The sequence below is a fragment of the Bifidobacterium margollesii genome (assembly GCF_002860355.1).
Classification (GTDB): domain Bacteria; phylum Actinomycetota; class Actinomycetes; order Actinomycetales; family Bifidobacteriaceae; genus Galliscardovia; species Galliscardovia margollesii.
Genome location: NZ_NMWU01000015.1, coordinates 60,133 through 82,177, shown reverse-complemented (window position 1 = coordinate 82,177; position 22,045 = coordinate 60,133). Strand labels below are relative to the sequence as shown.

The 22,045-nt window shown below is 61.1% G+C and carries 19 protein-coding genes and 1 tRNA gene; 7 read left to right on the top strand and 13 right to left on the bottom strand.

All coding sequences use genetic code 11. From position 1 onward, the window contains the following. Positions 1-110: 110 nt before the first annotated feature. From Uis1B_RS04955 to Uis1B_RS04935, 5 genes are all read right to left on the bottom strand, one after another. On the bottom strand, positions 111-812 hold the full coding sequence (locus tag Uis1B_RS04955; RefSeq protein WP_101616224.1) for a TenA family protein: 702 nt from the start codon (positions 810-812) through the stop codon (positions 111-113). 44 nt (positions 813-856) lie between these two features. Then, positions 857-1,681 (bottom strand): energy-coupling factor transporter transmembrane component T family protein, encoded by an 825-nt coding sequence (locus Uis1B_RS04950; protein WP_101616156.1) that lies wholly within the window; start codon positions 1,679-1,681, stop codon positions 857-859. Beyond that, a complete protein-coding gene (locus Uis1B_RS04945; RefSeq protein ID WP_243390265.1) occupies positions 1,678-3,198 on the bottom strand; it encodes an ABC transporter ATP-binding protein in 1,521 nt (506 codons plus the stop codon). Before Uis1B_RS04945 ends, Uis1B_RS04950 begins: the two co-directional genes overlap by 4 nt. Positions 3,199-3,394: 196 nt before the next feature. Further along, positions 3,395-4,018 carry an ECF transporter S component gene (locus tag Uis1B_RS04940; protein ID WP_101616154.1) on the bottom strand — a complete coding sequence of 208 codons (624 nt, stop codon included), beginning with the start codon at positions 4,016-4,018 and terminating at the stop codon, positions 3,395-3,397. 376 nt (positions 4,019-4,394) lie between these two features. Continuing rightward, positions 4,395-5,765 (bottom strand): dipeptidase, encoded by a 1,371-nt coding sequence (locus tag Uis1B_RS04935; RefSeq protein WP_101616153.1) that lies wholly within the window; start codon positions 5,763-5,765, stop codon positions 4,395-4,397. An 81-nt stretch (positions 5,766-5,846) separates the two neighbouring features. Here Uis1B_RS04935 and Uis1B_RS04930 point away from each other — a divergent pair, with 81 nt between their 5' ends. The 4 genes from Uis1B_RS04930 (at position 5,847) to glnA (ending at position 10,850) form a co-directional block, all read left to right on the top strand. After that, positions 5,847-6,458 (top strand): DUF3043 domain-containing protein, encoded by a 612-nt coding sequence (locus Uis1B_RS04930; RefSeq protein WP_101616150.1) that lies wholly within the window; start codon positions 5,847-5,849, stop codon positions 6,456-6,458. Between the two features lie 350 nt (positions 6,459-6,808). Beyond that, positions 6,809-8,299, top strand: coding sequence for a dihydrolipoyl dehydrogenase (locus Uis1B_RS04925; RefSeq protein ID WP_101616148.1), 1,491 nt, complete (start codon positions 6,809-6,811; stop codon positions 8,297-8,299). 123 nt (positions 8,300-8,422) lie between these two features. Continuing rightward, entirely contained in the window at positions 8,423-9,139 is a 717-nt protein-coding gene (locus Uis1B_RS04920) for a DUF4191 domain-containing protein (protein ID WP_101616145.1), read from the top strand. A gap of 262 nt (positions 9,140-9,401) precedes the next feature. Continuing rightward, positions 9,402-10,850, top strand: a complete 1,449-nt coding sequence (gene glnA, locus Uis1B_RS04915) for a type I glutamate--ammonia ligase (protein ID WP_279324936.1) — start codon at positions 9,402-9,404, stop codon at positions 10,848-10,850. A 219-nt stretch (positions 10,851-11,069) separates the two neighbouring features. Here the strand turns inward: glnA and Uis1B_RS04910 are convergent, their stop codons facing one another. Continuing rightward, a complete protein-coding gene (locus Uis1B_RS04910; protein ID WP_101616141.1) occupies positions 11,070-13,127 on the bottom strand; it encodes a cation:proton antiporter in 2,058 nt (685 codons plus the stop codon). A 275-nt stretch (positions 13,128-13,402) separates the two neighbouring features. Between Uis1B_RS04910 and Uis1B_RS04905 the strand changes: the two genes are divergently transcribed. Then, a tRNA-Asn gene (locus tag Uis1B_RS04905) sits at positions 13,403-13,478 on the top strand. 123 nt (positions 13,479-13,601) lie between these two features. Here the strand turns inward: Uis1B_RS04905 and Uis1B_RS04900 are convergent. The 4 genes from Uis1B_RS04900 to Uis1B_RS11985 all read right to left on the bottom strand — a co-directional run bounded on the left by Uis1B_RS04900 (position 13,602) and on the right by Uis1B_RS11985 (position 16,237). Further along, positions 13,602-15,023 (bottom strand): amino acid permease, encoded by a 1,422-nt coding sequence (locus tag Uis1B_RS04900; RefSeq protein ID WP_243390263.1) that lies wholly within the window; start codon positions 15,021-15,023, stop codon positions 13,602-13,604. Positions 15,024-15,325: 302 nt separating this feature from the next. Next, a complete protein-coding gene (locus tag Uis1B_RS12445) occupies positions 15,326-15,457 on the bottom strand; it encodes a hypothetical protein (RefSeq protein ID WP_279324935.1) in 132 nt (43 codons plus the stop codon). Between the two features lie 141 nt (positions 15,458-15,598). Further along, positions 15,599-15,859, bottom strand: coding sequence for a hypothetical protein (locus Uis1B_RS04895; RefSeq protein WP_101616137.1), 261 nt, complete (start codon positions 15,857-15,859; stop codon positions 15,599-15,601). Positions 15,860-15,925: 66 nt separating this feature from the next. After that, the gene (locus Uis1B_RS11985; protein WP_279324937.1) at positions 15,926-16,237 is read right to left on the bottom strand and encodes an endonuclease domain-containing protein; all 312 of its coding nucleotides are present in this window, start codon (positions 16,235-16,237) and stop codon (positions 15,926-15,928) included. Between the two features lie 389 nt (positions 16,238-16,626). Between Uis1B_RS11985 and Uis1B_RS04885 the strand changes: the two genes are divergently transcribed. Beyond that, positions 16,627-17,412 carry a helix-turn-helix domain-containing protein gene (locus Uis1B_RS04885; protein WP_101616132.1) on the top strand — a complete coding sequence of 262 codons (786 nt, stop codon included), beginning with the start codon at positions 16,627-16,629 and terminating at the stop codon, positions 17,410-17,412. Here Uis1B_RS04885 and Uis1B_RS04880 read toward each other — a convergent pair. Beyond that, positions 17,378-18,904, bottom strand: coding sequence for an MFS transporter (locus tag Uis1B_RS04880; RefSeq protein ID WP_165782739.1), 1,527 nt, complete (start codon positions 18,902-18,904; stop codon positions 17,378-17,380). The genes Uis1B_RS04885 and Uis1B_RS04880 overlap by 35 nt on opposite strands. Before the next feature lie 100 nt (positions 18,905-19,004). On the opposite strand from Uis1B_RS04880, the gene Uis1B_RS04875 reads away from it, so the two are divergent. After that, a complete protein-coding gene (locus Uis1B_RS04875) occupies positions 19,005-20,303 on the top strand; it encodes a glycoside hydrolase family protein (RefSeq protein WP_133124842.1) in 1,299 nt (432 codons plus the stop codon). A gap of 152 nt (positions 20,304-20,455) precedes the next feature. On the opposite strand, the gene Uis1B_RS04870 is transcribed toward Uis1B_RS04875, so the two are convergent. Together Uis1B_RS04870 and Uis1B_RS04865 are read right to left on the bottom strand one after the other, a co-directional pair. Continuing rightward, positions 20,456-20,836, bottom strand: coding sequence for a glycerophosphodiester phosphodiesterase (locus Uis1B_RS04870; protein WP_101616124.1), 381 nt, complete (start codon positions 20,834-20,836; stop codon positions 20,456-20,458). 87 nt (positions 20,837-20,923) lie between these two features. Beyond that, positions 20,924-21,907 (bottom strand): LacI family DNA-binding transcriptional regulator, encoded by a 984-nt coding sequence (locus Uis1B_RS04865; RefSeq protein ID WP_101616122.1) that lies wholly within the window; start codon positions 21,905-21,907, stop codon positions 20,924-20,926. Between the last annotated feature and the right edge of the window lie 138 nt (positions 21,908-22,045).

The following is a 22,045-nucleotide window of genomic DNA, read 5'->3' as shown; positions in this document are numbered from 1 at the left end:
GACCGTGGATCATGATCGGGCTGAATCACCTCATCCGACCGGCCATGCCGGCCACCTTCCCCTCAAGGGGAAGGCCGTACCCATGACGGCAAGGCCGCCGTCAACCCGGGTCACGCCAGATCGTAGGCGTCTTCGAAGAAGCGACGTTCAAGGTGCACGATGCGGCGGAACACTTCGGCTTCAGGACCGTCCACGCTGGTGTATTCGTTGACCAACGCGATCAGTCGGCCCGTCCATGCGCGGAACAGCTCGCCCTCGTGCAGATCGACCCAGCCCTTGTGGGCGGGCACCTGCTGCACCACGCCCGCATCCACGGTTCGCTTGGCCCAGGCGAGATACAGCCATTCCATACAGCACAGGGCGGTGATGAGCTCTTCCCAGGTGCCGTTGACCACTTCGGCGAGGTAATCGCAGTACTCCTTGTTGGCCGGGGTCTGCGGAGCGTTCTCGTATTGCTCTTCGGTCACATGGTAGACCTTGAGGAAATCGGTGAAATACGGCGCTTCCTCATCGGCGAAGAACTTCGACTGCCGGCGCAGCATCTCCTTGGTCTCCTTGCGGGGGGCCAGAGCGATGGCATGCTCCATGATGCCCTGATTGAAGAACTTGAAGTCCTGAATCAGATACGAGACGAGCACGCGATCGGGCAGGGTGTCGTCCAGCAGCTCGTTGACGAACCGCGAGTTGATGGCCTGGTTCCACTCCTCGGCGGCCGACATATACAGCCGATCGGCCACGCTGCCGGCTTCTGCGCCGAGAAACGCCCAGTCTCCGCTATGCGAGGCCGCGGCCTCGGGTACATGATTGGTCATGATGATCCTTTCCTTGGTTATCCAACGACACGCGCGCACGTCGATCATGTCGACATCATCGGCAAGTTCCAGTACCCGGTCTTCACGGCCAGTCCCACCGAGATGACGGGAATCACCACCGAGATCGCATACCCCACCCAGTCGATGGGATGCAGGCTGGAGACGCGGGCGAACGTTCGCGTATCGGAGGCGCCGAATCCGCGGGCTTCCATGGCCGTGGCGAGTTTGGTGGCACGTCGGATCGACAGCACCAGCAGCGCGAACGCCTGAGACAGCACCCGACCCACCGGATTGCCGTCGCCTATGCCGCGCGAACGTCTCGAAAGACCGAGGGCGCGCCAATCCTCCTGAAGCAGGGTGAACATGCGGATTCCCGCCAAAGCACCGTAGACGAATTTGGCGGGCAGATGCAGGATCTGCACCAGACCATCGGCCAGATCGGTGGGATCGATGCCGAGCAGGAAGACCACGCTGGGCACGGCGATGGCGACGACACGCAGGAACGTGGCGATGGCCAGATGGAACGACCCATCGCTCACCACGATGGCAGCCCAGTGGAAATACACTTCGCCGCTGGTGCGACCGTAGAGCAGAATCGGGATGAAGCTGCCGACGGCGGCGATCCACACCGGCCATGTACGTCGCAGGATGACCAGCGGGTTGATGCCCGCGATCCACAGCAGCACCACCGAAAGGATGATCTGCGTGGAGGCCGAGACCACGTCGAGCGTGGAGAACAGCGGCAGGCTCATCACCAGCGGGCAGATGAAGCGGCTGACCGGATTGAGCTGGGCTATGAACCATGACTGCGATGCCGGCCTGGCTTGTTCGTGGCGTGCGGACGGCGGCGTGACGAGAATATCGGTCATCGGTTTTCCTCCTGTTCCCGTACGCCGAAATGAATCGGCACGGCCTGCAGCGAACGCACCAGCGCTTCGTCGTGCGTCACCATGATGACCGTGCACCCGCGATCCCGAATGCCGGCGATCAGTTCGACCATCTGCGTCCAGGTGCGGAAATCCTGCCCGAACGTCGGCTCGTCCATGACCAGTATCCGTGGTGCCGCGGCCAGCATCGACGCCACGGAGAGGCGACGCTTCTCACCGCCGGACAGCGTGTACGGATTGCCTTTGGCGAATCGGGCCAGTCTCAATCGTTCGAGCAGATCGTCGGCGATGGCGTATGCTTCGTCCTGCGTTTTACCCATCGACTTCGGACCGATCGCCACCTCGTCGCGTACGGTATTGGCCGCAAACTGATGCTCCGGCTCCTGAAACACCATGCCGATGCGGCCGAGCAGCTGCCGGCTCTTCCAATGGATCGGCTCGCGCGACGTCCTGCCCGGGGCCAGCCGTTCGCTGATCAGCACCTGCCCGGCGACCGGTTTGAGCAGTCCGGCCAGTGTGAGTGCCAACGTGGATTTGCCGGCACCGTTCGGTCCCATCAACGCATAGATCACACCACGACGGAAATTGAGATCCACATGTTCGCCCAGTGCCACGCCGTTTCGTCCGAAGGCCAGATTGCGGGTGGACAGTACGACGTCGTCAGATTCTGCCGGATCGGTCGTATCCTCCGCGCCGCTTACGTTCGCGAGACCTGTGTGCCCGCCGCCTCGCTTCGGCGGAAAGCTCGGAATCGCACGGCCCGGCACCCATGATCCGCCTTCGGCCAGCACGTCGCCCATCGTGGAGAACACCTCGTCGGGCGTACCGTCCGCCAGCACGCCGCCCTCGTGCCCGCCGCCGACCGCACCGAGCACCACCACACGGTCCACCAGATCAAGCCAAACGTCGATGTGATGCTCCACCACCACCATGGTCTGCCCGGTGGATTCGATCACATGCTTCACCGCATCATGCACCTCACGCACCCCCGGCGGATCAAGATTCGCCGTCGGCTCGTCGAGCAGCAGCAGTCCCGGTCGCATGGCCAGCACACCGGCCAGTGCGAGCCGCTGCCGCTGACCGCCGGAAAGATGTCTGGTGGAATGCGTCAATTCCAACGATTCAAGTCCAACGATGTCAAGCGACGAGCGCACGCGGCTCCACGTCTCCTCCAGCGGAATATTGAGGTTTTCACAGCCGAAGGCCACGTCGTCTCCGGCACGTTCGAGAATGATCTGCGCATCGGGATCCTGCAATACCAGACCGGCCTTGCCGCGGGCCTTCGGCGCGTCCACGCCGCCCACGGTGAGCGCACCCTCCTGCACGCCCTCGTCGTCACTGCCCAGCACGCCGGCCATGGCCGCCATGAACGTGCTCTTGCCCGCGCCGGACGCCCCGAGCAGCAGCACATGCTCCCCCGGTTCGATGGTGAGGTTCACATGCCGCAACGCAAAATCCTTGCGTGTGGAATGACGCCAGCCCCAGTCTTCCGCCTGCACGCCGACCGCAACGGTGCTGCCATACTCGACATACGCCTCATACGCCGATTGCGTCAATGTTGATTCAGTCACTGATTCCGACCGATCCCTTTCAATGCCGTCAAGTTTCGATGCGTTCGAGTTTTTCCCCGGGCCGATCCGCATTCGAACGAAAACGCCGGTCGGCATGAACCGACCGGCTGTATGCCGAAGCGTCTCAGACCAGAGCGGTCTTGGTGCGACCGGATTCGAAACGATCGAGCACGCCTGTGGACGCGATGGCCCGCTGCACGTACCACATGAGCAGACCGGCCAGGAACGCACCGGAGATCAGGGTGGAGAAGAAGTAGCTCACGCCGTACACGCTGAAGATGTCGGTGGCCACACGGCTGCCCAACGGCGAGAACGTGTACAGGAAGTTGCCGAAGGCGGACAGCGCGCCGGAGAGCATGGTGACCGCCGGGTTCCACTTGCGGTAGCGCACGATCAGGAAGGCGAGCTCCGCGAACACGCCCTGGATCAGACCGATGATGATCGAACCGCTGATGCCGAACACGCCGCCGGCTCCCACGATGTATTCGATGCAGGCCGCGATCAGTTCGGCGTAAAGAGCCGCGCCGGGCTTGCGAACGATGATGGCGGCCAGCGGGGCCGCGAACAGCCAGAACGCCACCACAAGGCCGTTGGAGCCGGGAAGCAGGGCGTCGAGGGCCGTGATCGGAATGTTGTAGACCAGATCCCAGCCGGCGAAGATCACGCCGGATGCGACCGCGATGATGGAGGCGACGACGATGTCGACGACGCGCCACTTGAGATTGACTTTGGTTGCTGTTTCAGCCATGGAACTGTGCCTTTCCTCTCTGGACGAAACGCGGCGCGCGTTCCGTCAGGTTCCGTCAAAGGCACGGGATCAAGAGAATGTATCGACGTCCGTGCGCCGGCATTACCCGGTATACGTTCATACGGTTGAAGCTGCGCTTCCTCTCAGCCTTGCGGTTTCCCCCCGGACGCGTTCATGCGCATGCCGCTGAAAATCACAAGACCCCCGTGTCATCTGCGATGATACACGAGGGTCTGACTACATCGACGGCGTCGTCCCGTATCGGCGAGACCGACGCCTGGCGCAATGCCTGACCATTCGGCCATACGGCCATACGACTATCCGGCCATACGACTATCCGGTCTATCCGGTCATCCGGATCATTCCGCCAGACGGATCATTCCGCCAGACCGTCCAGCAGCAGCGCCTCGGCGAGAATGTTCTTCTTCAGACTCGGCAGGTCGATCGACTCGTTGGGGCTGTGCGCGTTGGCCTTCGGATCCTCCGGGCCGGTGACCAGCACCTGGGCGCCGGGGAACAGCCGCTGCAGCTCGGGAATGAACGGAATCGAACCGCCCTCACCCTTGTTGGCCGGAGCCACGCCGAACGCCTGCTCAAGCGCCGTTTCGGCGTCCTTCACCACGGCCGAGTCCGGATCCATCGCCCATCCCTGACCGTTCTCACCCGCTTCGACAGTGACCTCCGCACCGAACGGGGCATTGGCCTTCAGGAAGTCGGCGAGCGCCCGTTGGGCTTCGGCCGGCTTCTGGTTCGGCGACGTGCGCATGGAGAGCCGGAATCGGGCGGAGTCGGCGATCACGTTGAACGAACCGTCCACCGGGTGCGCGTCGAATCCGATCACGGTAACGGAGGGCTTGGTCCACATGCGGCCCGCGATCGATCCGCTGCCGGCGAAGCGGTAGCCGGGCGTCACGGCGGCGTCACGGCGGATCGTCTCCTCGTCGAGGTCGCGCTGCAGACCACCGATCGGCTCTTCGGCCATCACGCCCGGCACCACGAGATTGCCTTCGGCGTCGTACATGGAGGAGATCAGCATCGCCGCGAGCGTGTTCGCGTCGAGGATGGGACCGCCGTACTGTCCGGAGTGCACGGGGTGGCCGAGCACCCTCACGGTCACGTCGACGCAGGTGTTGCCGCGCAGGGATGTGGTGAGACTGGGGATTTCGGCGGACCAGTTGCCGGAGTCGGCCACGATGATCACGTCGGATTCGAATTCCTCGCGATGCTTCTCGATGAACGGGATGAAGCTCGGCGAGCCCATCTCCTCCTCGCCTTCGATGAACACCTTGATGTTCACGCCGAGGTCGTCGCCCAGCGCACGCAGAGCTCCGGAGTGGATGGCGATGCCGCCGCCGTCGTCGGCCGCGCCGCGCCCGTACATGCGGCCGTCGTCCTTGGTGACGGCGACGAACGGATCGGTGTCCCATTCGGCCGGATCAGGCACGGGCTGTACGTCGTGGTGGGCGTAGAGCAGCACGGTGCGGGCGTCGGGGTTCACGATCCGCGAGCCCACCACCTCCCAGGCGCCGGGAGTGCCGTCGGGGTTTTCGGACTGCACCACGCGGGCATCCACGCCTTCGTCCCGAAGCAGATCGGCCACGAACTGGGCCGAGCGCTTCATATGCTCGCCGGTGATGCCTTCCGCGGAGACCGACTTCAACGCAATCTTGTCTTCCAGCACCTTCACCACGCGCTGCCAGTCCGCTTCGACGCGTGCGCGCAGCTCTTCGACGGACGTATTCGTCATGTTCCCTCCTTGGGTGTTTCCCGTAGTGTTCCGTATGTTCCCGCCTCGTTACGAGTCTAGGCGTCACCGTAACCTGTTCGCATGACATGGAACCCGTTCAATCGTTCTGAGAAGAAGGAAGAGCAAGCTCAGCAGACCGCACAGCCGGCCGCTCCGAGCGACAAGAAGAATCGCCCCACCCCCAAGCGCAAGGATGCCCAGGCGGCCAATCTGCGTCCGCTGGTGCCCAAGGACCGCAAGGCGAGCAACAAGGTGGCGCGTCAGAAGCTGCGCGCCAAGCAGGATGAGGAATACGCCGCGATGAAGTCCGGCGACCTGCAGCACATGCCGAAGTCGGAGCGTCTTGATTTCCGCGTGTACATCCGCGACTACATCGACGCACGTTGGAATCTGGCCGAGTGGATGATGCCGTTCGTCATCGTGATGCTGTTCGTGTCGATGTTCATCACCTCCGCCTATCCGCAGCTCACCTTCCCGATCATGATCGTGATGTACGCCTATTTCATTCTGGCGATCATCGACACCTTCGTGATGTGGCGCAAGCTCAGGAAGCAGCTGATCGCCAAGTACGGCGAGAAGTCCGTGTCCAAGGGCATGCGTTCCGGCTGGTATGCCGCCAGCCGTGCGATGCAGATGCGTCGCTGGCGCATTCCCCGTCCGCGCGCCCCGAAGCGCGGAGACTGGCCGAAGTGATCACGTCTTTGTGATCACGCGCCTGTGATCACACTTGAGGAAATCGCAGGCGCTTCACTATGATTCGTGAGCAACGTCCGCATACCGTATGGGTATGCGGACGTTGTCGCTTGTATGACGTCACAACGGCATGACCGGCGACATGACCGACATGGTCGATGAGGACGGGCCCTCACCCCGTGGCACGCGGATCCATCGCCGGCCGAATCGCCATCGCCGGTCGAATCGCCATCGTCAAACGATCGTCATTGCAAAAACGACCAGGCATTGCCGAACAATCATCATTGCCAAACGACCGTCATTGCCAAACAATCAATGGTCGGTAGATTAGTGATTGGTTAAGGAGTGATATGGCAAATACGAAATACGACTACGACGTCATCGTCATCGGTTCGGGCCCTGGAGGCTATTCCACGGCGTTGCGCGCGGCCCAGCTCGGCCTTTCCGTAGGGCTGGCCGAACGGGACGACCAGCCGGGCGGCACCTGCCTCAACCGTGGATGCATTCCCACCAAGGCCCTGATCCACGCCGCCCGCACCATGTACCATGCGCAGCGGGCCGAACGCTTCGGCATCATGATGAGCGTGGACGGCATTGATTTCGGCCGTCTTCAGGATTACAAGGACTCCACCGTACGCACCATGACCGAAGGGCTTTCCGGACTCCTCCGCGCGCGCAAGGTAGAGATGCTGCGCGGCGAGGCACGCGTGCTGACGGATGGTCCGGCGACCGGCGAAACCGTGTCGGACGGGCATACCGTCGCGATCCGGGATCCCGAAACCGGTGCCGAACGTTCATTCACCGCACGTCATATCGTCGTCGCCACCGGATCGCGCCCGCGGCCTCTTCCGGGAATCTCGTTCTCCCAGTCGGTGATCGATTCCGATACGGCGTTGCGTCTCAACGGATTCCCTCGCAGCGTGATCGTCATCGGTTCCGGCGCCGTCGCCTTGGAGTTCGCGTCACTGTGGGCGATGGCGGGAAGCCAGGTAACGCTTCTCGCCCGCAAAGGCAGCGTGCTTTCCCAGTGGAACCGCCGTATCGGCACCACCCTGACCCGCGAGCTCAAGCGCATCGGCGTGAACGTCGTCACGCATGCCTCGGTGACGGGCATCGACACCGGAGCCAATCTCGGCGCCACCGTTCACTACCGGCGCGGTGAGGCGGACAAGGCCCGTAACGAATCCGCTGACGAATCCGCGGCAGCCGAGATCGTTCTGGTCGCGATCGGGCGGAATCCCAATACCGACGAGGATTGGTTCGACGCCGTCGGCATCGACCGAAACAACCATCATTACGTCGTCACCGACGAACTGGGCCGTACCAGCGTTCCCGGAATATGGGCGGTGGGTGACATCACCGGCGGCTACGAACTCGCTCATCGGGCGTTCGAACAAGGCATCGTGGTGGCCGAGGCGATCGCCGGACTGAACCCGCAACCCGTACTGGAACGCACGATTCCACGCATCGTGTTCTCCACGCCCGAAGCCGCCGCGGTGGGACTGACGCGGGACGAGGCGGAATCATGCGGCGACTACGACGACGTGAAGGAGACCATCTATCCGATGCTGGGCAACGCCCGTACGCTGATGGCCGCGGAAAACGGGTCGATCTGCCTCGTTTCGGCGCGACGTCACGGGTCGGACTCCCCTCGCATCGTGGTGGGCGTGCATATGGTCGGCCCCGAAGTCTCAGAACTATCGGGTGAGGCCGAGCAGATCGTCGGCAACGAAACCCCGCTCAGCGAGGCGGCACGACTGATCCACCCGCATCCGACATTCTCCGAAGCGCTGGGAGAGACGCTGCTCAAGGCCGACGGCCGTCCTCTGCACACCCGATAGCCGCGACCGGCCGTGCCCGGCGGAGGATCTTGGCAGAAAGTCAAGTACACTATTCTCCAGCACCATCGTTGCATGACATCAACCGTTGCATGAATCAGAAAAGGACATTACGTAGAGGACATCATGGCAGAAGACAAGAAGCCGAAGAAGCAGAGTACGTTCAGCCAGATCAAGCAGATCTATCAGTTCACCGCGCAGGACGACAAGCAGCTGCCGTTCCTGATCGGCGGCACCATCGCCGCGCCGATCATCGTGGGCATCATCGTGTGCCTCGTATTCAAATTCGGCTGGCTCAACTGGATCCTGACCATGGTGCTGGCCGTCATGATCGGTCTGCTGCTGGGAACCATGGTGCTCACCCGCCGCGCCGACAAGGTCGGATTCCGGCAGCTCGAAGGCAAGCCCGGCGCGACCGGCGCGATTCTCGCCAACATCACCAAGGGTGGTTTCAGTTTCCCGCAGGAGCCGATCTGGGTGGACGCCCGAACCAAGGACGCGATCTGGCGCGGCTCGGGACGCACCGGCATCTATCTGGTGGGTGAAGGCGATTACGGCCGTGTGATGAAGGCCATGAACCGTGAGGAAACGCGGATCCAACGCATCACCCGCGGTTCGGAGATTCCGATCCACCGCATCAGCGTGGGCGACGGCCCCAAGCAGGTGCCGCTGAACAAGCTGCAGAAAACCGTGATGAGGCAGAAGGTCAAGCTCACCAAGTACGAGCTCGAACAGCTCAACGATCGTCTGCAGACCCTGCAGGCGAAGAGCACCATGGGCATTCCGAAGGGCATGGATCCGAGCAGGATGAAGATCAGCCGCCGTGCGATGCGCGGCAAGTGATCGATCGGCCGGAATAATCCCGGAATAATCAATGAGATGACCGTCTCATCCGATCGTTCCGTCGTCCATCTCACATAGCGGTATCAACGGTTTCGCGTCATATCGACGCGAAACCGTTTTTTCATGCCTCCACACCATTCGGCAAGGCGGCCGCACATTCGATTTCGCGATTACGAAACATTCTCGTAACCCAAACGACGAGTATGCGAAACGCGCACTTTTAGACTGTTATCCGTAAGTTCTCATGAATAAAGGAGCGATCGTGGCAGAGAATAAGATTTTTGCCCACACGCCTGAGGAAGTCGAAGCGCTGATCAACAAGGAAGGCATCGAGTATGTCTCCGTCCGCTTCACCGATCTCATCGGCGTTCAGCAGCACTTCACCGTGCCGGCCAGCGAATTCATCGATAACGCCTTCACCGATGGCATGCCGTTCGACGGTTCCTCCGTCCAGGGCTTCCAGGCCATCAACGAGTCCGACATGAAGCTGGTCCCGGATGTGACCACCGCCTACGTCGACCCGTTCCGCAAGCACAAGACCCTGAACGTGGCCTTCTCCATCGTCGACCCGCTGACCGACGAGCCCTACTCCCGCGATCCTCGTCAGGTGGCCGCCAAGGCCGAGGCCTACCTGAAGTCCACCGGCATCGCCGACACGGCTTCCTTCGCTCCCGAGGCCGAGTTCTTCATCTTCGACAAGGTGCGTTTCGAGAACTCCATGCAGCGCTCCTTCTACGAGGTGGACTCCATCGAGGCTCCGTGGAACTCCGGCGTTGATGTCGAGGACGACGGCACCCCGAACCTGGGCTTCAAGAACCGCGTCAAGCGCGGCTACTTCCCGGTTCCGCCGATCGACCACTATCAGGATCTGCGCGACGACATGGTCGCCAACCTGCAGAAGGTCGGCCTGCAGCTCGAGCGTTCCCACCACGAGGTGGGCGGCGCCGGCCAGCAGGAGATCAACTACCGCTTCAACACCCTGCAGCACGCGGGTGACGATCTGATGAAGTACAAGTACGTCGTTCACGAGACCGCGTTCCTCAACGGCAAGTCCGTGACCTTCATGCCGAAGCCGATCTCCGGCGACAACGGCACCGGCATGCACTGCCACCAGTCCCTGTGGAAGGACGGCAAGCCGCTGTTCTACGACGAGAAGGGCTACGGCGGACTCTCCGACCTCGCTCGCTGGTACATCGGCGGTCTGATCAAGCACTCCTCCTCCGTGCTCGCCTTCACCAACCCGTCGCTGAACTCCTACCACCGTCTGGTTCCGGGCTTCGAGGCTCCGGTCAACCTGGTGTACTCGGCCCGTAACCGTTCGGCCGCCATCCGTATTCCGCTGGCCGGCACCTCCCCCGCCTCCAAGCGCATCGAGTTCCGCGCCCCGGATCCGTCCTGCAACCCGTTCCTGGCCTTCTCCGCCCAGCTGATGGCCGGCCTCGATGGCATCCTGAACCACATCGAGCCTCCGGAGCCGGTGGACAAGGATCTGTACGAGCTGCCTCCGGAAGAGCACGCGGGCATCAAGCAGGTTCCGAGCTCTCTGGCCGAAGCCATGGACGCCCTCGAAGAGGATCACGACTTCCTCTCCGCCGGCGACGTCTTCACCGAGGACCTCATCGAAACCTGGATCGACCTGAAGCGCGGCGAGATCGATCAGGCCCGTCTGGCCCCGACCCCGCTCGAGTACGAGCTCTACTACCACATCTGATTGATTATTCGAATCTCGATTGATTCGATAGATCCATAGCTAAAGAACCCCTTGACATGCGTCAAGGGGTTCTTTGCGTCAGGGGTTCTTGAAACGACTTTGTTGGGAGGTGACTTCGCTTTGACGAAACTCGGGATCTGTCAAGCCCCGCCGTCGTCTCGTTTGCGAACGAAGACCCGGTCCCGATGCCGAAACCGGAACCGCCGGACCTCCCCCCTGTCAGAGCTCGGTTTCAGCCATGATCAGATGCACGTTCGTGCGCATGATCTTCGCATCGGACTTCGTGATCTCACCGTTTTCCAGCATTTCACGGATCGTATCCAATTCCATATGCAAGGCGTTGGCACGCACACCGGCCATGCCGTTCGGCTCCACGGGAATGCCGTTGATCAGCACCCCCCTGCCTTCGATCTGATTGAGTCCCCTGCGGTATTCGACGAGCAGATCAGCCACCACCTCCACAGCCACATACTGCTTCTGCAGCAGCACATCGTCAAGACGGTCAATGACGTAGTTATACAGAGGCACCTGCACCTTGCGGATGGCCAGGGTGCGCTCGGCCTCGATGGCCGGCGTATGCCGGGCGATCAGCGCCCATGCCCGCCGCGCGATGGGCATGAACCGACGGCGGATCCGCGCCAGGCGGAATCGCAGTCCCCCCGGTCTCGGGCCAGCCGCATCCAGACGCTCCAACGCGCCTTCCACATGGTCCAGCAAGTATCGCGCCCCCTGCAGCTGCTTCCTCGTCTCGGCGTCGGGATGCTGAATCCCGCTGCGAGAATCCAGCATCTCCTGCAGCCAGTCGCGCTCCCATTGCAGCGTGCGTATCCGCAGCTCGTTGGCATCCTTCAGAGTGGACGTCGGCAGATTGGTCTCCACCCGGTGAATACGCTCGTTGTAGCTTTTCAGCACCTGCGTGGTGGCGGCGTGCGTCTCCGGGGTGTCGTTGTCGACGATCTTCGCGATCGTCCGGCGCAGCATCTCCACGTCGCGTCGAGCCCACTCCTCCTTAGAGGAATCCGTCGGCTTGGGCGAAAGCAACGGCAGCATCACATTCGACATCAGAATCGAAATGATGATGTACGCGGAGACGATGAACAGAATGATGTCACGCACCGGCACGCTTGCGCCGTTATCGATGGAATACGGCAACGAGTACGCCATCGCCAGCGATATCGCGCCCTTCGGCCCGCCAAAGGTCATCACCACGGCCGAGTGCCAACGCTCCCTCGTCATCTTCCTGCGCAAGCCGGTCTTGCGGTCCTTGGTAATGCGCAACGTCGCCACGCACCAGATGAATCGCAGCACCAGGGTCATGACGGTGAGCAGCACCACCATGCCGAGCACCATACGCAGATCAACCCGATCGTCCTCCACGATGGTGCGCATGGCACCGGGCACCTGAATGCCGAGCAGCACGAACACCGTGCCGTTGAGCAGGAAATCGACGAACTGCCACACCGAATTCGACACCAGATTGACGCGCGCCACGTCGCCGCCGACCCCCTTATGGGGGAACGTGATGACCACACCGCAGGCCACGACGGCGAGCAGCCCCGATATGCCCAGCCCTTCGGCCGCCAGATAGGCGCCGAACGGCAGGAACAGTTCCATGAGGATGCGCATGGTCACGTCTTCGAGATTGTGCCGGCGCATGGTGAGGATCATCCGATCGAACACCAGTCCGATGACGGCACCGACCGCCGTGCCCAGAATGAAGCTGATGATCACCTGCTCGCTGAAGCTCACCGGCGAGAACCGCCCGGTGGACAATGCCACGAGCATGGTCTGGAAGCCGACGAGGCTTACCGGATCGTTGAGCAGGCTCTCGCTCTGCAGCACCGAACGCTGACGAGTGGTCAGCCGCACCACGCCGCCCAGCTGCGCCACGGAAACCGCGTCCGTGGGGCTGATGATGGCGCCCATCGCCACCGCTGCCATCATGGGAATGGCGGGCCACAATTCATGCACGGTCACGCCGCTGAGAATCATCAGCACCAGAACAAGACCCACTGCGAGCGACAGCGAAGGCCCAAGATCCTGCCGCAACGCCTTACGGTCGATGTTGCGCGATTCGAGGTAGAACAGCGGGACGATGAAGAACAGCATGAACATGTCCGGCTCGAACGTGACGTTCGGCAACGAGGGCGTGAAATACCAGACGATGCCGAAGGCGATCTGGATCAGCGGCGTGGAGATCTTCGGCAGAAACCGACTGAGGAACGACGACACCAGCACCGCAAACAGAACCTCGGTCACCAGAATCGCACTGCCCATACCCCATCACCCTCATTCTCCTCATGTCCGAAGGATCAAAGCCCTCGAACGGTGCAGGCGATGACGCAAATATCGCCAGTACCTCAGATTCCCATATTATGGATGGTCACACGACCAAACGCATTTCCTTACGAATCGCTAACGACACGGTTCCTCCACTCGGCGTTTCCCTTACGGGTTACTAACGAACAGCAATACGACACGCCGATATTTGACGTCACCACATCACATACATAATATTTATGTCTTGTGCGCAGCACAGTGCACCAACGTATTCCTGCGTAGCTCAGTTGGCAGAGCATCCGACTGTTAATCGGACGGTCGCTGGTTCAAGCCCAGCCGCAGGAGCCACCAGATCCCGGAACCGAGGTTCCGGGATTTTTTATATTAGATTTTCTATTCCGGTCGAGTTTGCCATCCCGGCCGATCCTTCATCCCGGCCGATCTCGCCATCCACCTGATCGCGTGATTGCGCTATCGCCTCCTCCCCGCCACAAGCGACTTCACGCCGTACACGGCATAGCACAACACGATGATGACGATCATATAGATCAACGACGATCGCATGGACTCATAGACACCGGAAAGAACGATCGTCCCCACGCTGAGCACCAGCACGACGATCGGCACCGCAGGCCACGCCGGCGTATGAAAGGCCAGTTCCCGCTCTGATCTTCCCTCACGCTTCATCTCACCGCGAAACCTCAACTCGCACACGGCCAGCACCACCCACACGATCACGATGGCGAGCCCGGCACTGGAAACCAGAGCGAGATAGATCACCGACGCGGCCGTCACCGAGGAGAGCAGCGCGAGCAGACCGCCCAGCATCGCCGTGCACAAAGCGATCAGCGGTACGCCGCGTTTCGTGGTGCGCGAGAACACCCGCGGGATCATGCGTTCGTTGGACAGCGACCAGAGCATGCGGGTGGAAGCGTACAGGCCGGAGTTCGCGGCGGAGAGAATGGCCGTAAGCACCACGAAGTTCATGATGTCGCCGGCGAACGGCAGACCGATCGCGTCGAACACCAGCACGAACGGGCTTTGCTCCACACCGGCGTTCTGCCACGGGATCAACGCCGACATCACCACGATGGATCCGATGAAGAAGATGGCCAGACGCCAGAACGTCGTGTGGATGGCCTTGGGGATGTTACGGCTCGGATCCTTGGTCTCTCCAGCCGTCACGCCCAACAGTTCGGTGCCGGCGAAAGCGAACACCACGGTGGACATGGTGGAGAATACCGGGGCGAAGCCATTGGGGAACACGCCGTCGCGGATCAGATTGCCGAATCCCGGTGCATGCGTGTATCCGGCGATCGGGATGATGCCAAGAATGGCGAGCAGCCCGATGGCGATGAACACGATGATCGCCGCCACCTTAATGCCGGCGAACCAGAACTCCGCTTCGGCGAACGACCGCACCGACAGCGCGTTGAGCGTGAAGATCAGGACGATGAACAGTGCGCTCCACGCCCATGCCGGCGAATCGGGGAACCACTTGCGCACGATGAGGCCAGCCGCGGTGAACTCCGAGCCAAGCGCGCCCATCCACGCCAGAAAGTAGATGATGGCGACGGTGAATCCCGTAGCCGGACCGATGAACCGTTTCGCATATACATGGAACGATCCGGTCTGCGGCATGGCGGTGGCGAGTTCACCAAGGCACAGCATGACCATATAGACGTTCAGAGCACCTATGCCATACGCCAGAATCGTGCCGATGGGCCCAGCCTGATGGATCGTGTAACCGGAGCTGAGGAACAGCCCCGTACCGATCACGCCTCCCAGCGCGATCATCATCAGATGTCGGGTCTCCATCTTCCGCTGCAGGCCGGTGTGCGCGTTCTCACCCACCGTCCGTTCGGATTCCCCCGTCGATCGTTCCGGTTTCATCACCGCCGTCATGCTTCACCCCTTCATCATCGGCATGTCATCCGTTTCACTGTATGGCGGAGAGCATCTTCATATGGCGGCTCTTCCAGTGGACGGCCATAGATAATACCTATGGCCTGTAATCGCGACCATGCGCCCCGAGAGTCGTTCGCCGATACGAGCCGCATGCCGTATCGAATATCTGCGTGATCGCCTGTTCATCCATGTGAACGACGGCTGCCGCATATCATCAGAGCGGCAACAATCCACCGGGTATGGTACGGACGCCTTTGGCCGTATCCCCTGTCAGCGCGCGGCGAGGATCACTTCTCGTCCATCATCATCTCGCGGCTGATCTCGCACATGGTCTTGGCCATGTCCTCGCTGATGTAGTTCATGTCGGAGAAGCTTGCCAGAGCCAGACCGCGAACGAAGTTCTTCTTATCGAATGCCATGATTGCCTCATTTCCTATGTTGTTGTACGTCATCTCCCGATGACAGCGCCCACCATAGGAACGAAATGTGAAGATTGCGCAAACGAAGCCATGGTTTGCAAGGTGATCTATGCGACATATCTCCGGTCGGCAGGCGCAGCATCATCGTTGGCTCAGCGAGCTGGAAACCTGCTGCTCGATGCGGTCGTACGCCTGAGACATCAGCATGTTGCCGGGCACCGTGGTAAGCAGAAACGCCAGCGCCGCCGCGACGATGCCGCCCACAATGCCTGCGATGAGCCGTATCACGATTTTGAACGCCACATACGCCACAGCCGCCCCGACCACGACGGTCACCACCGTCTGCATGGCGGACGGCAGCTGCCCGTACCATAGGATGATCTGATCAATCGTCGAAGTCATGTCATGCTCCTTGTCGTGCCGATAACCCGTTCCACGATACAGGGCAGGGAGACATCGGCCCGCAGGTCACAGCACGGCGGCAAGATTCAGCAGAATGGCCTGACGTCTCATGGTGGCTCGTATCACCTCGATGATCAGCCTCCTCGTCCGATCGGTGCGCAGATCGTCGGCGGTGACGAATACGATCTCCCAGCCCAGAGCACGAAGTTGATTCCAGCGGGACGCATCGGCTCGCATCTGGGAGGGATCCGCATGATACGCTCCCTGATATTCGATGGCCAGCTTCAGATCAGGGTAAGCAAGATCAACCAAGCGATAGCCACCATCCGGAAGGTCGATTCTGAAGTTCGCTTCGGGACGCCCCAACCCTGCGCGCATCACCAGCACCGCCAGAGAAAACGTGGGCGCGATCCCAATTTGCTCCGCAAGACGGGTGCAGATCACCCGCTGCCGGGAGCTGCATAGCTCCGAATCCTTTTTCATAAAGCCAGTCATGGGGTCTAAGGTAGCGATTTTCCGCCTTCCGGATGGGGAATTTCGGGCAATGTGGATAACCGTGCGTTCACTCTTTGAGCCATGGCCGCGAAGAGTGAATGAAAATACCATCCATGTACCACTTTCAGGCGCCCAAAACGAACATGAAACTAGTATCATCGCACAGAAGCAAACAGAAGCCAATTCACTCTTTCAAGATCGTTTCAAAGAGTGAACGAAGCGAATACACTTGAAGGTCAGGAACACCGCTCGACGACGAACAGGGGCATGCCATGAATCGATTCGAAATCCATCGTGTGGGTTCTCAGATCGCCGAGCAGCTGCACTACCACGACTTTCATGAGATCGACCTGATGCTGCACGGCACCGGCGTATTCCATCTGGGCGGCAGCGAGTACAACATGGAACCCGGCATGGTGGCGTTCATTCGCAGCAATGACCTGCATGACATCACCGGCGGCCAATGCGTCTGCATCCATGTGCATGAGCGGTTCCTCAGATCCCGCTCCACGCCGAACACCGATCTGAACGCCTGCTTCGAAGGCAACAGTCGCGTGATCGCCATGGATCCGACAAGCCTTCGCCGCCATGTGGATCTGCTCGGCAAGGAGCCGGACGATTCATACGGCGTCGATCTGGTCTATGAAAACCGGTTCCTGGACCTCATGATCGAGCTCAATCGAGCGTCGGCGGTCGGCACCGAAGTCGCACCGCATACCAAGATGTCGTCGTTAATCACCAACGTCATGGAATACGTGTCCGGGCACCTCAATGACGATCTTTCCCTTGACGCCATAGCCGAACGGTTCTTCATCAACAAATACTATCTTTCCCGTCAGTTCAAGAAGAACACGGGACTGAACCTGCATGAGTTCATCGTCAAGAAACGACTGCTGAAATCCAAGGAGCTGCTCCGCTCATGCGGCAGCGCGCAGAACGTCTACAAGCAGTGCGGCTTCTCTTCGTACACGCATTTTCTACGGTGCTTCAAGCAGGAATTCCACATGACCACGAAGGAGTTCCTCACCGCCAACACTGCTCATACGGCACGCCCGTAAGCCGCTCCACCACCTCCCTGGCCTGCGGGTCCACGGCATCCTTGGCTCCACCTGCCTTGAGCCGCTCGATTTCGCCGAGCACGATCAGGTCGCCACGCTGGTCGAGGGCGAACCGACGGGAAATGACGAGCGCCATAAGAAAGCCGATCGCCGACCATCCCAAGCACACGAAGGCGATGCCCATCTGGGCTCCGACGCTCTGCCCACCAGCATGATTGGGCTCGAATCCGGCCAAAGCGAGGAACGACCCGCAGGCGATGGAGGCCACCCCCGTGCAGATGAACCGCAGGAACGTGGTGAGTCCGGAGAAGATCGAAGCTCGGTTGCGTTTGGTCACGATCATGTCGACATCGGGAATGAACGGGAAGACCAGCCACGGCAGCGTGCCGGACAGCGAACGAAACACGCACCAGACGAGATACGCCACCACGGAGAGCGCGACCCACGGCCCTTCGGGGAGCACGCCCACCATGCGCCAGACGAGGAACAGCAGCGTCAGTCCCGTCAGCGCGCCGCAGTAGCACAGCGCATACAGGTTCTTCGGACCGATGTGGATGAACAGCCATCCCCACAGCGGCTTGAACACTTCGGCCACCACGGCCAACGACAGCAGCAGCGAGGCGAAAGCGGCGGTGCGATTCCAGTCGTAAAGCACGAAGAACACGAAGGTCTGGGTGAACATGTCCTGCAGGGTCAGGCAGATGAGGTACAGCGTGATGTGAATGCGGAACGTGGCGATGCGGAACGTGGAGGCGTATTCGCGCACCACACGGCCGATGGCCTGAATGATCTCGCGGGCAGTGCGCCGATGCGCCGCGGCACGCCGTCTGGCCAGTTCGTCCTCACCGTAGCCGGCCTCCTCGGGAGTGAGCTCCCAAGTGACCCGCGAACTGATGAACGCCACTGCGGCGAAGCAGACCGTGACCACCGTGGCGAACAGCTGATACGAATGGACATTGTTCTCCCCGAATCGGGTGAGCACCCAGCTGGCGAACATCGGGATGACGGCCGTGGAGATGCCGCTGATCAGCAGCCGCACGGTGGACAGCAGCGAGCGCCCGGCGAAATCCCGGGTCATCTCACCGGGAAGAGCCGCGTAGCATACGCCGAACATCTGCAGCAGCACGATATAGAGCACGTACCCCGCGAAGTAGATCGGTTTCGGCAATCCCGGCACCCACATCAGCAGGGTGATGAGCACCAGCGGAGAGCACAGCATGATGAAGAACCGACGTCGGCCGAACCGGCGCCCCAGACGGAACAGGTAGAACCGTTCGGACAGCAGGCCGAACAGAATCGCGCACACCGCGCTGGCCACCGCCGCGCCGCCGATGATGCCCTGGGCGGTGCCGATGTCGAATCCGCAGAAATGGGTCCAGAACACGGCGAGGTAGGTGCCGGTGAGCGTGGGGCCGCCACCGCCGTAGCAGTCGGCGATGCCGTATCCTACGGCATTGGCGAGGCTGATCTTCCCTGTGTCTCTCGTTTTCACGCGGATAAGAATACTCAGTCCGCTGATTTTCCGCCGATCTGTTGCCGGTTGTGCCGCGTCAATCACACGGTGATCCGCACACGGTTCTACAGTAGGAGGTATGGAAACACCAATTATTTACAATGGCGTGCCTTGGTTCGACGACGAACGGCACACGGTAAACGCACACGGCGCCTCCATCATCGAGGACGGGGGACGCTACTGGCTCATCGGCGAGCGCAAGACCGACGACGGCAACGGTTTCGGCGGTTTCGCCTGCTATTCGTCTGATGATCTGGCCCACTGGCATTTCGAACGCATCATCCTTGCCCCGCAGACCGAGGAGACTTCGCTGCTCGGCCCGCGTCGCATCGGTTCGCGCGCGAAGGTGCTGAGGAATCCGAACACCGGCAAGTATGTGCTGTTGGCCCGCACGGACAACAAGAAGCACACCGACCCGATCACCTGCGTGGCGGTGAGCGATACGATCAACGGCGAGTACCAGCTGCTCGGCGCCTTCGAATACGAGGAGGCTCCGCTGCGTAAGGGGGATCTCGGCCTGTTCCAGGAGGAGGACGGCACCGCGTACGCCGTGTTCTGCGAGGGTGATATCTATCGTCTGTCGGATGATTACACGTCGGCGGCCGAACTGGTGGTCAAGGGCATGGCTCCGGGCAGCTCCTCCCCCGTGCTCACGAAGATCGACGGCACGTATTTCGCGCTGTTCTCGGGCAAGACAGCCTGGGACAGCAACGAGAACTACTATTACAGCGCTCCGCAGATCAGCGGCCCGTGGACCGCTCAGGGAACGTTCGCCCCAGAGGGCACGCGAACGTGGAATTCCCAGTGTTCGTATGTGTTCCCGCTGAAGGTGGCGAATGGTTCCACGGTGCCGGTGTATATCGGAGACCGTTGGTCGTATCCGCATCAGGCGTCGGCCGCCTCGCTGGTGATACTGCCGCTGGCTGTGAGCGGAACCAGCCTGTCGATTCCGGAGTATTGGCCGGCGTGGGATCCGCGTTCGGCGTCGCAGGTGCTGCTCAGCGGACATTTGATTCCGGCGAAGCTGAATTCGAATCATGTGGGTGAGGAGATTCGTCTGCCGTTCGACATCGATGGCGAGGGTCGCGTGGTGATCCTCGGCTCCTCCTCCTGCCATGGCGGGTATGCGAACGTGGAGATCACCGATAGTCGCGGCATTCCGGTGCTTTCGCAGCCGTTCACGTTCTATGCGCCTACGCGCTATAACGGTGCGATGTTCATCGGCCCGCTGCTGGGAACCGGCGACTATCAGCTCAGTGTGCGCGTGCTCGACGAGGGTTCGGTGTTCCATGCGAAGGATGGCACGAAGCTTGGTTCCGAGGACACCAAGGTGGTTGTCAGCGGGGTTCGCACCCTGAATTCCGCCGATTATCGCTGATATCGGCCTGATCGACATGAAGGCGGAGGCTCCGGAATTGCCGGGCCTCCGCCTTCATTATGATGAGAGCGGCCGGCGATCAGGGGCGACGCGGGGGCGATCCGAATATCCAGTGCCCTTGATCGTTCAGTGCCCTTGATCGTTCCGCCGGATCAGTACGGCTGGTTGCCGTGGATGATGATGCCGTGCTCGTGCTTGAGGAAATTACGGGCGGACTCGCGGTCGATGTCGTGACCGCGTTCGAGGCTGTGGTATACAACGGCGATCTGGGCGCCGGAGCTTAGCTTCTCGAACGCCTCGTGGGAGTCCCACCCGTCCTGCGCCACGGCCAGCGTCGGCTCCTGCACGTACCCGTAGCCGGCGGCGTTGGCGTATCCATTGAATGGCAACCCCCATGCGTGATGAAGGCTCAGTTCCTCGCCGAACGCCTTGGCCGAAGCCAGATCGGCTTCGCTGGCACCGTGCGCACGGGCGAGTTCGTCGGCATGGGAGGGGCTGTATCCGGAATCCTCCGGCGGTTTGGGCAGTGGCATGGTCTCCTCTTTCTTCGAAGCCCGTTTCGGGCCTGTTCGACTGCTCTACGTGTAGTCTCACATGGTTATACCACGTTCCTGCCCGGATCATGGACGCTTGCCGGTGCTGTCTCGGAGTACGAGTCTGGTTGGCACGCTCTGCAGCGCGGATTCCGTGGAGCCGCCGGAATACCGAGCCAGCAGCATCTGCGCGGCCTTGACGCCCAGCATGCGTGTCGATCGGCAGATGGACGAGAGCGCGGGCCATGCAAGCTTGCCGACGATGTCGTCGTCTATGCCGATGATCGAATATGATTCCGGGCATTCGTACCCGCTTTTGCGCATACCGGCGATGAAGCCCAATGCCATCATGTCGTTGTAGGCCAGCACCGCGCCGGTGGGACTTCGCAGATAGTCGCTCACCAACGCGTATCCGCCCTCATAGGTGGGCCATCCGGGCCAATGCCGTTTGATGCGCACGCCTTCGTCCGTGCATGCTTTCGTCAGCTCGTTCCAGCACACGCCGGCCGACCATGAATGCGCGGGACCGTCCAGGTAGGTGATTCGATCGAAGCCCAGGGATTTGAAATGCTGCACGGATTGCCGCATGCCGGTGGAGATGTCGCTCACCACGCTGGGCACGCCGCGAATGATGCGATTGGTGACCACCACCGGTTTGACCTGCGCGCATTTGCGGATCATGGAATCAGGCATGCGACTGGAAGCGAGGATCACGCCATCCGCATAGTAGACGGCCCTGTCGAACGCCTTGCGCTCCCGGGACGCGGACTCGCGAGACTCGCACACCAGAAGACCCACATCCTGTCTGGCGCACTCCTGCTGCACGCTGCGCACGATGTCGGTGAAGAACTGGTTGGTCATATCCGGCACGATGATGGCGATCAGCCCCTTGTGCCCGGTATTCGGACGTGATTCGACGGGAATCTCATGGTATCCGAGCTCGTCCGCCACGGCAAAGATACGTTTCGTGGTCTCCGGGCTCACCCTTCCCGGCATCGAAAACGCTCTCGACACGGTGGACGGTGAAACGCCCGCGGCTTTCGCAACATCGCGAATGGTAACCTTCTTCATTTACCAAACTCCATTAAAGTCAGTCGTAACCTGTCTCAAGTCTAATCGGCTGAACCCCGAACGCCGCGACATGGCCTGATCGACGCTCCACGAGTGTCGCGAGAGGAGGCTTCCTCCCTGTGGGCCGAGACTGACCGA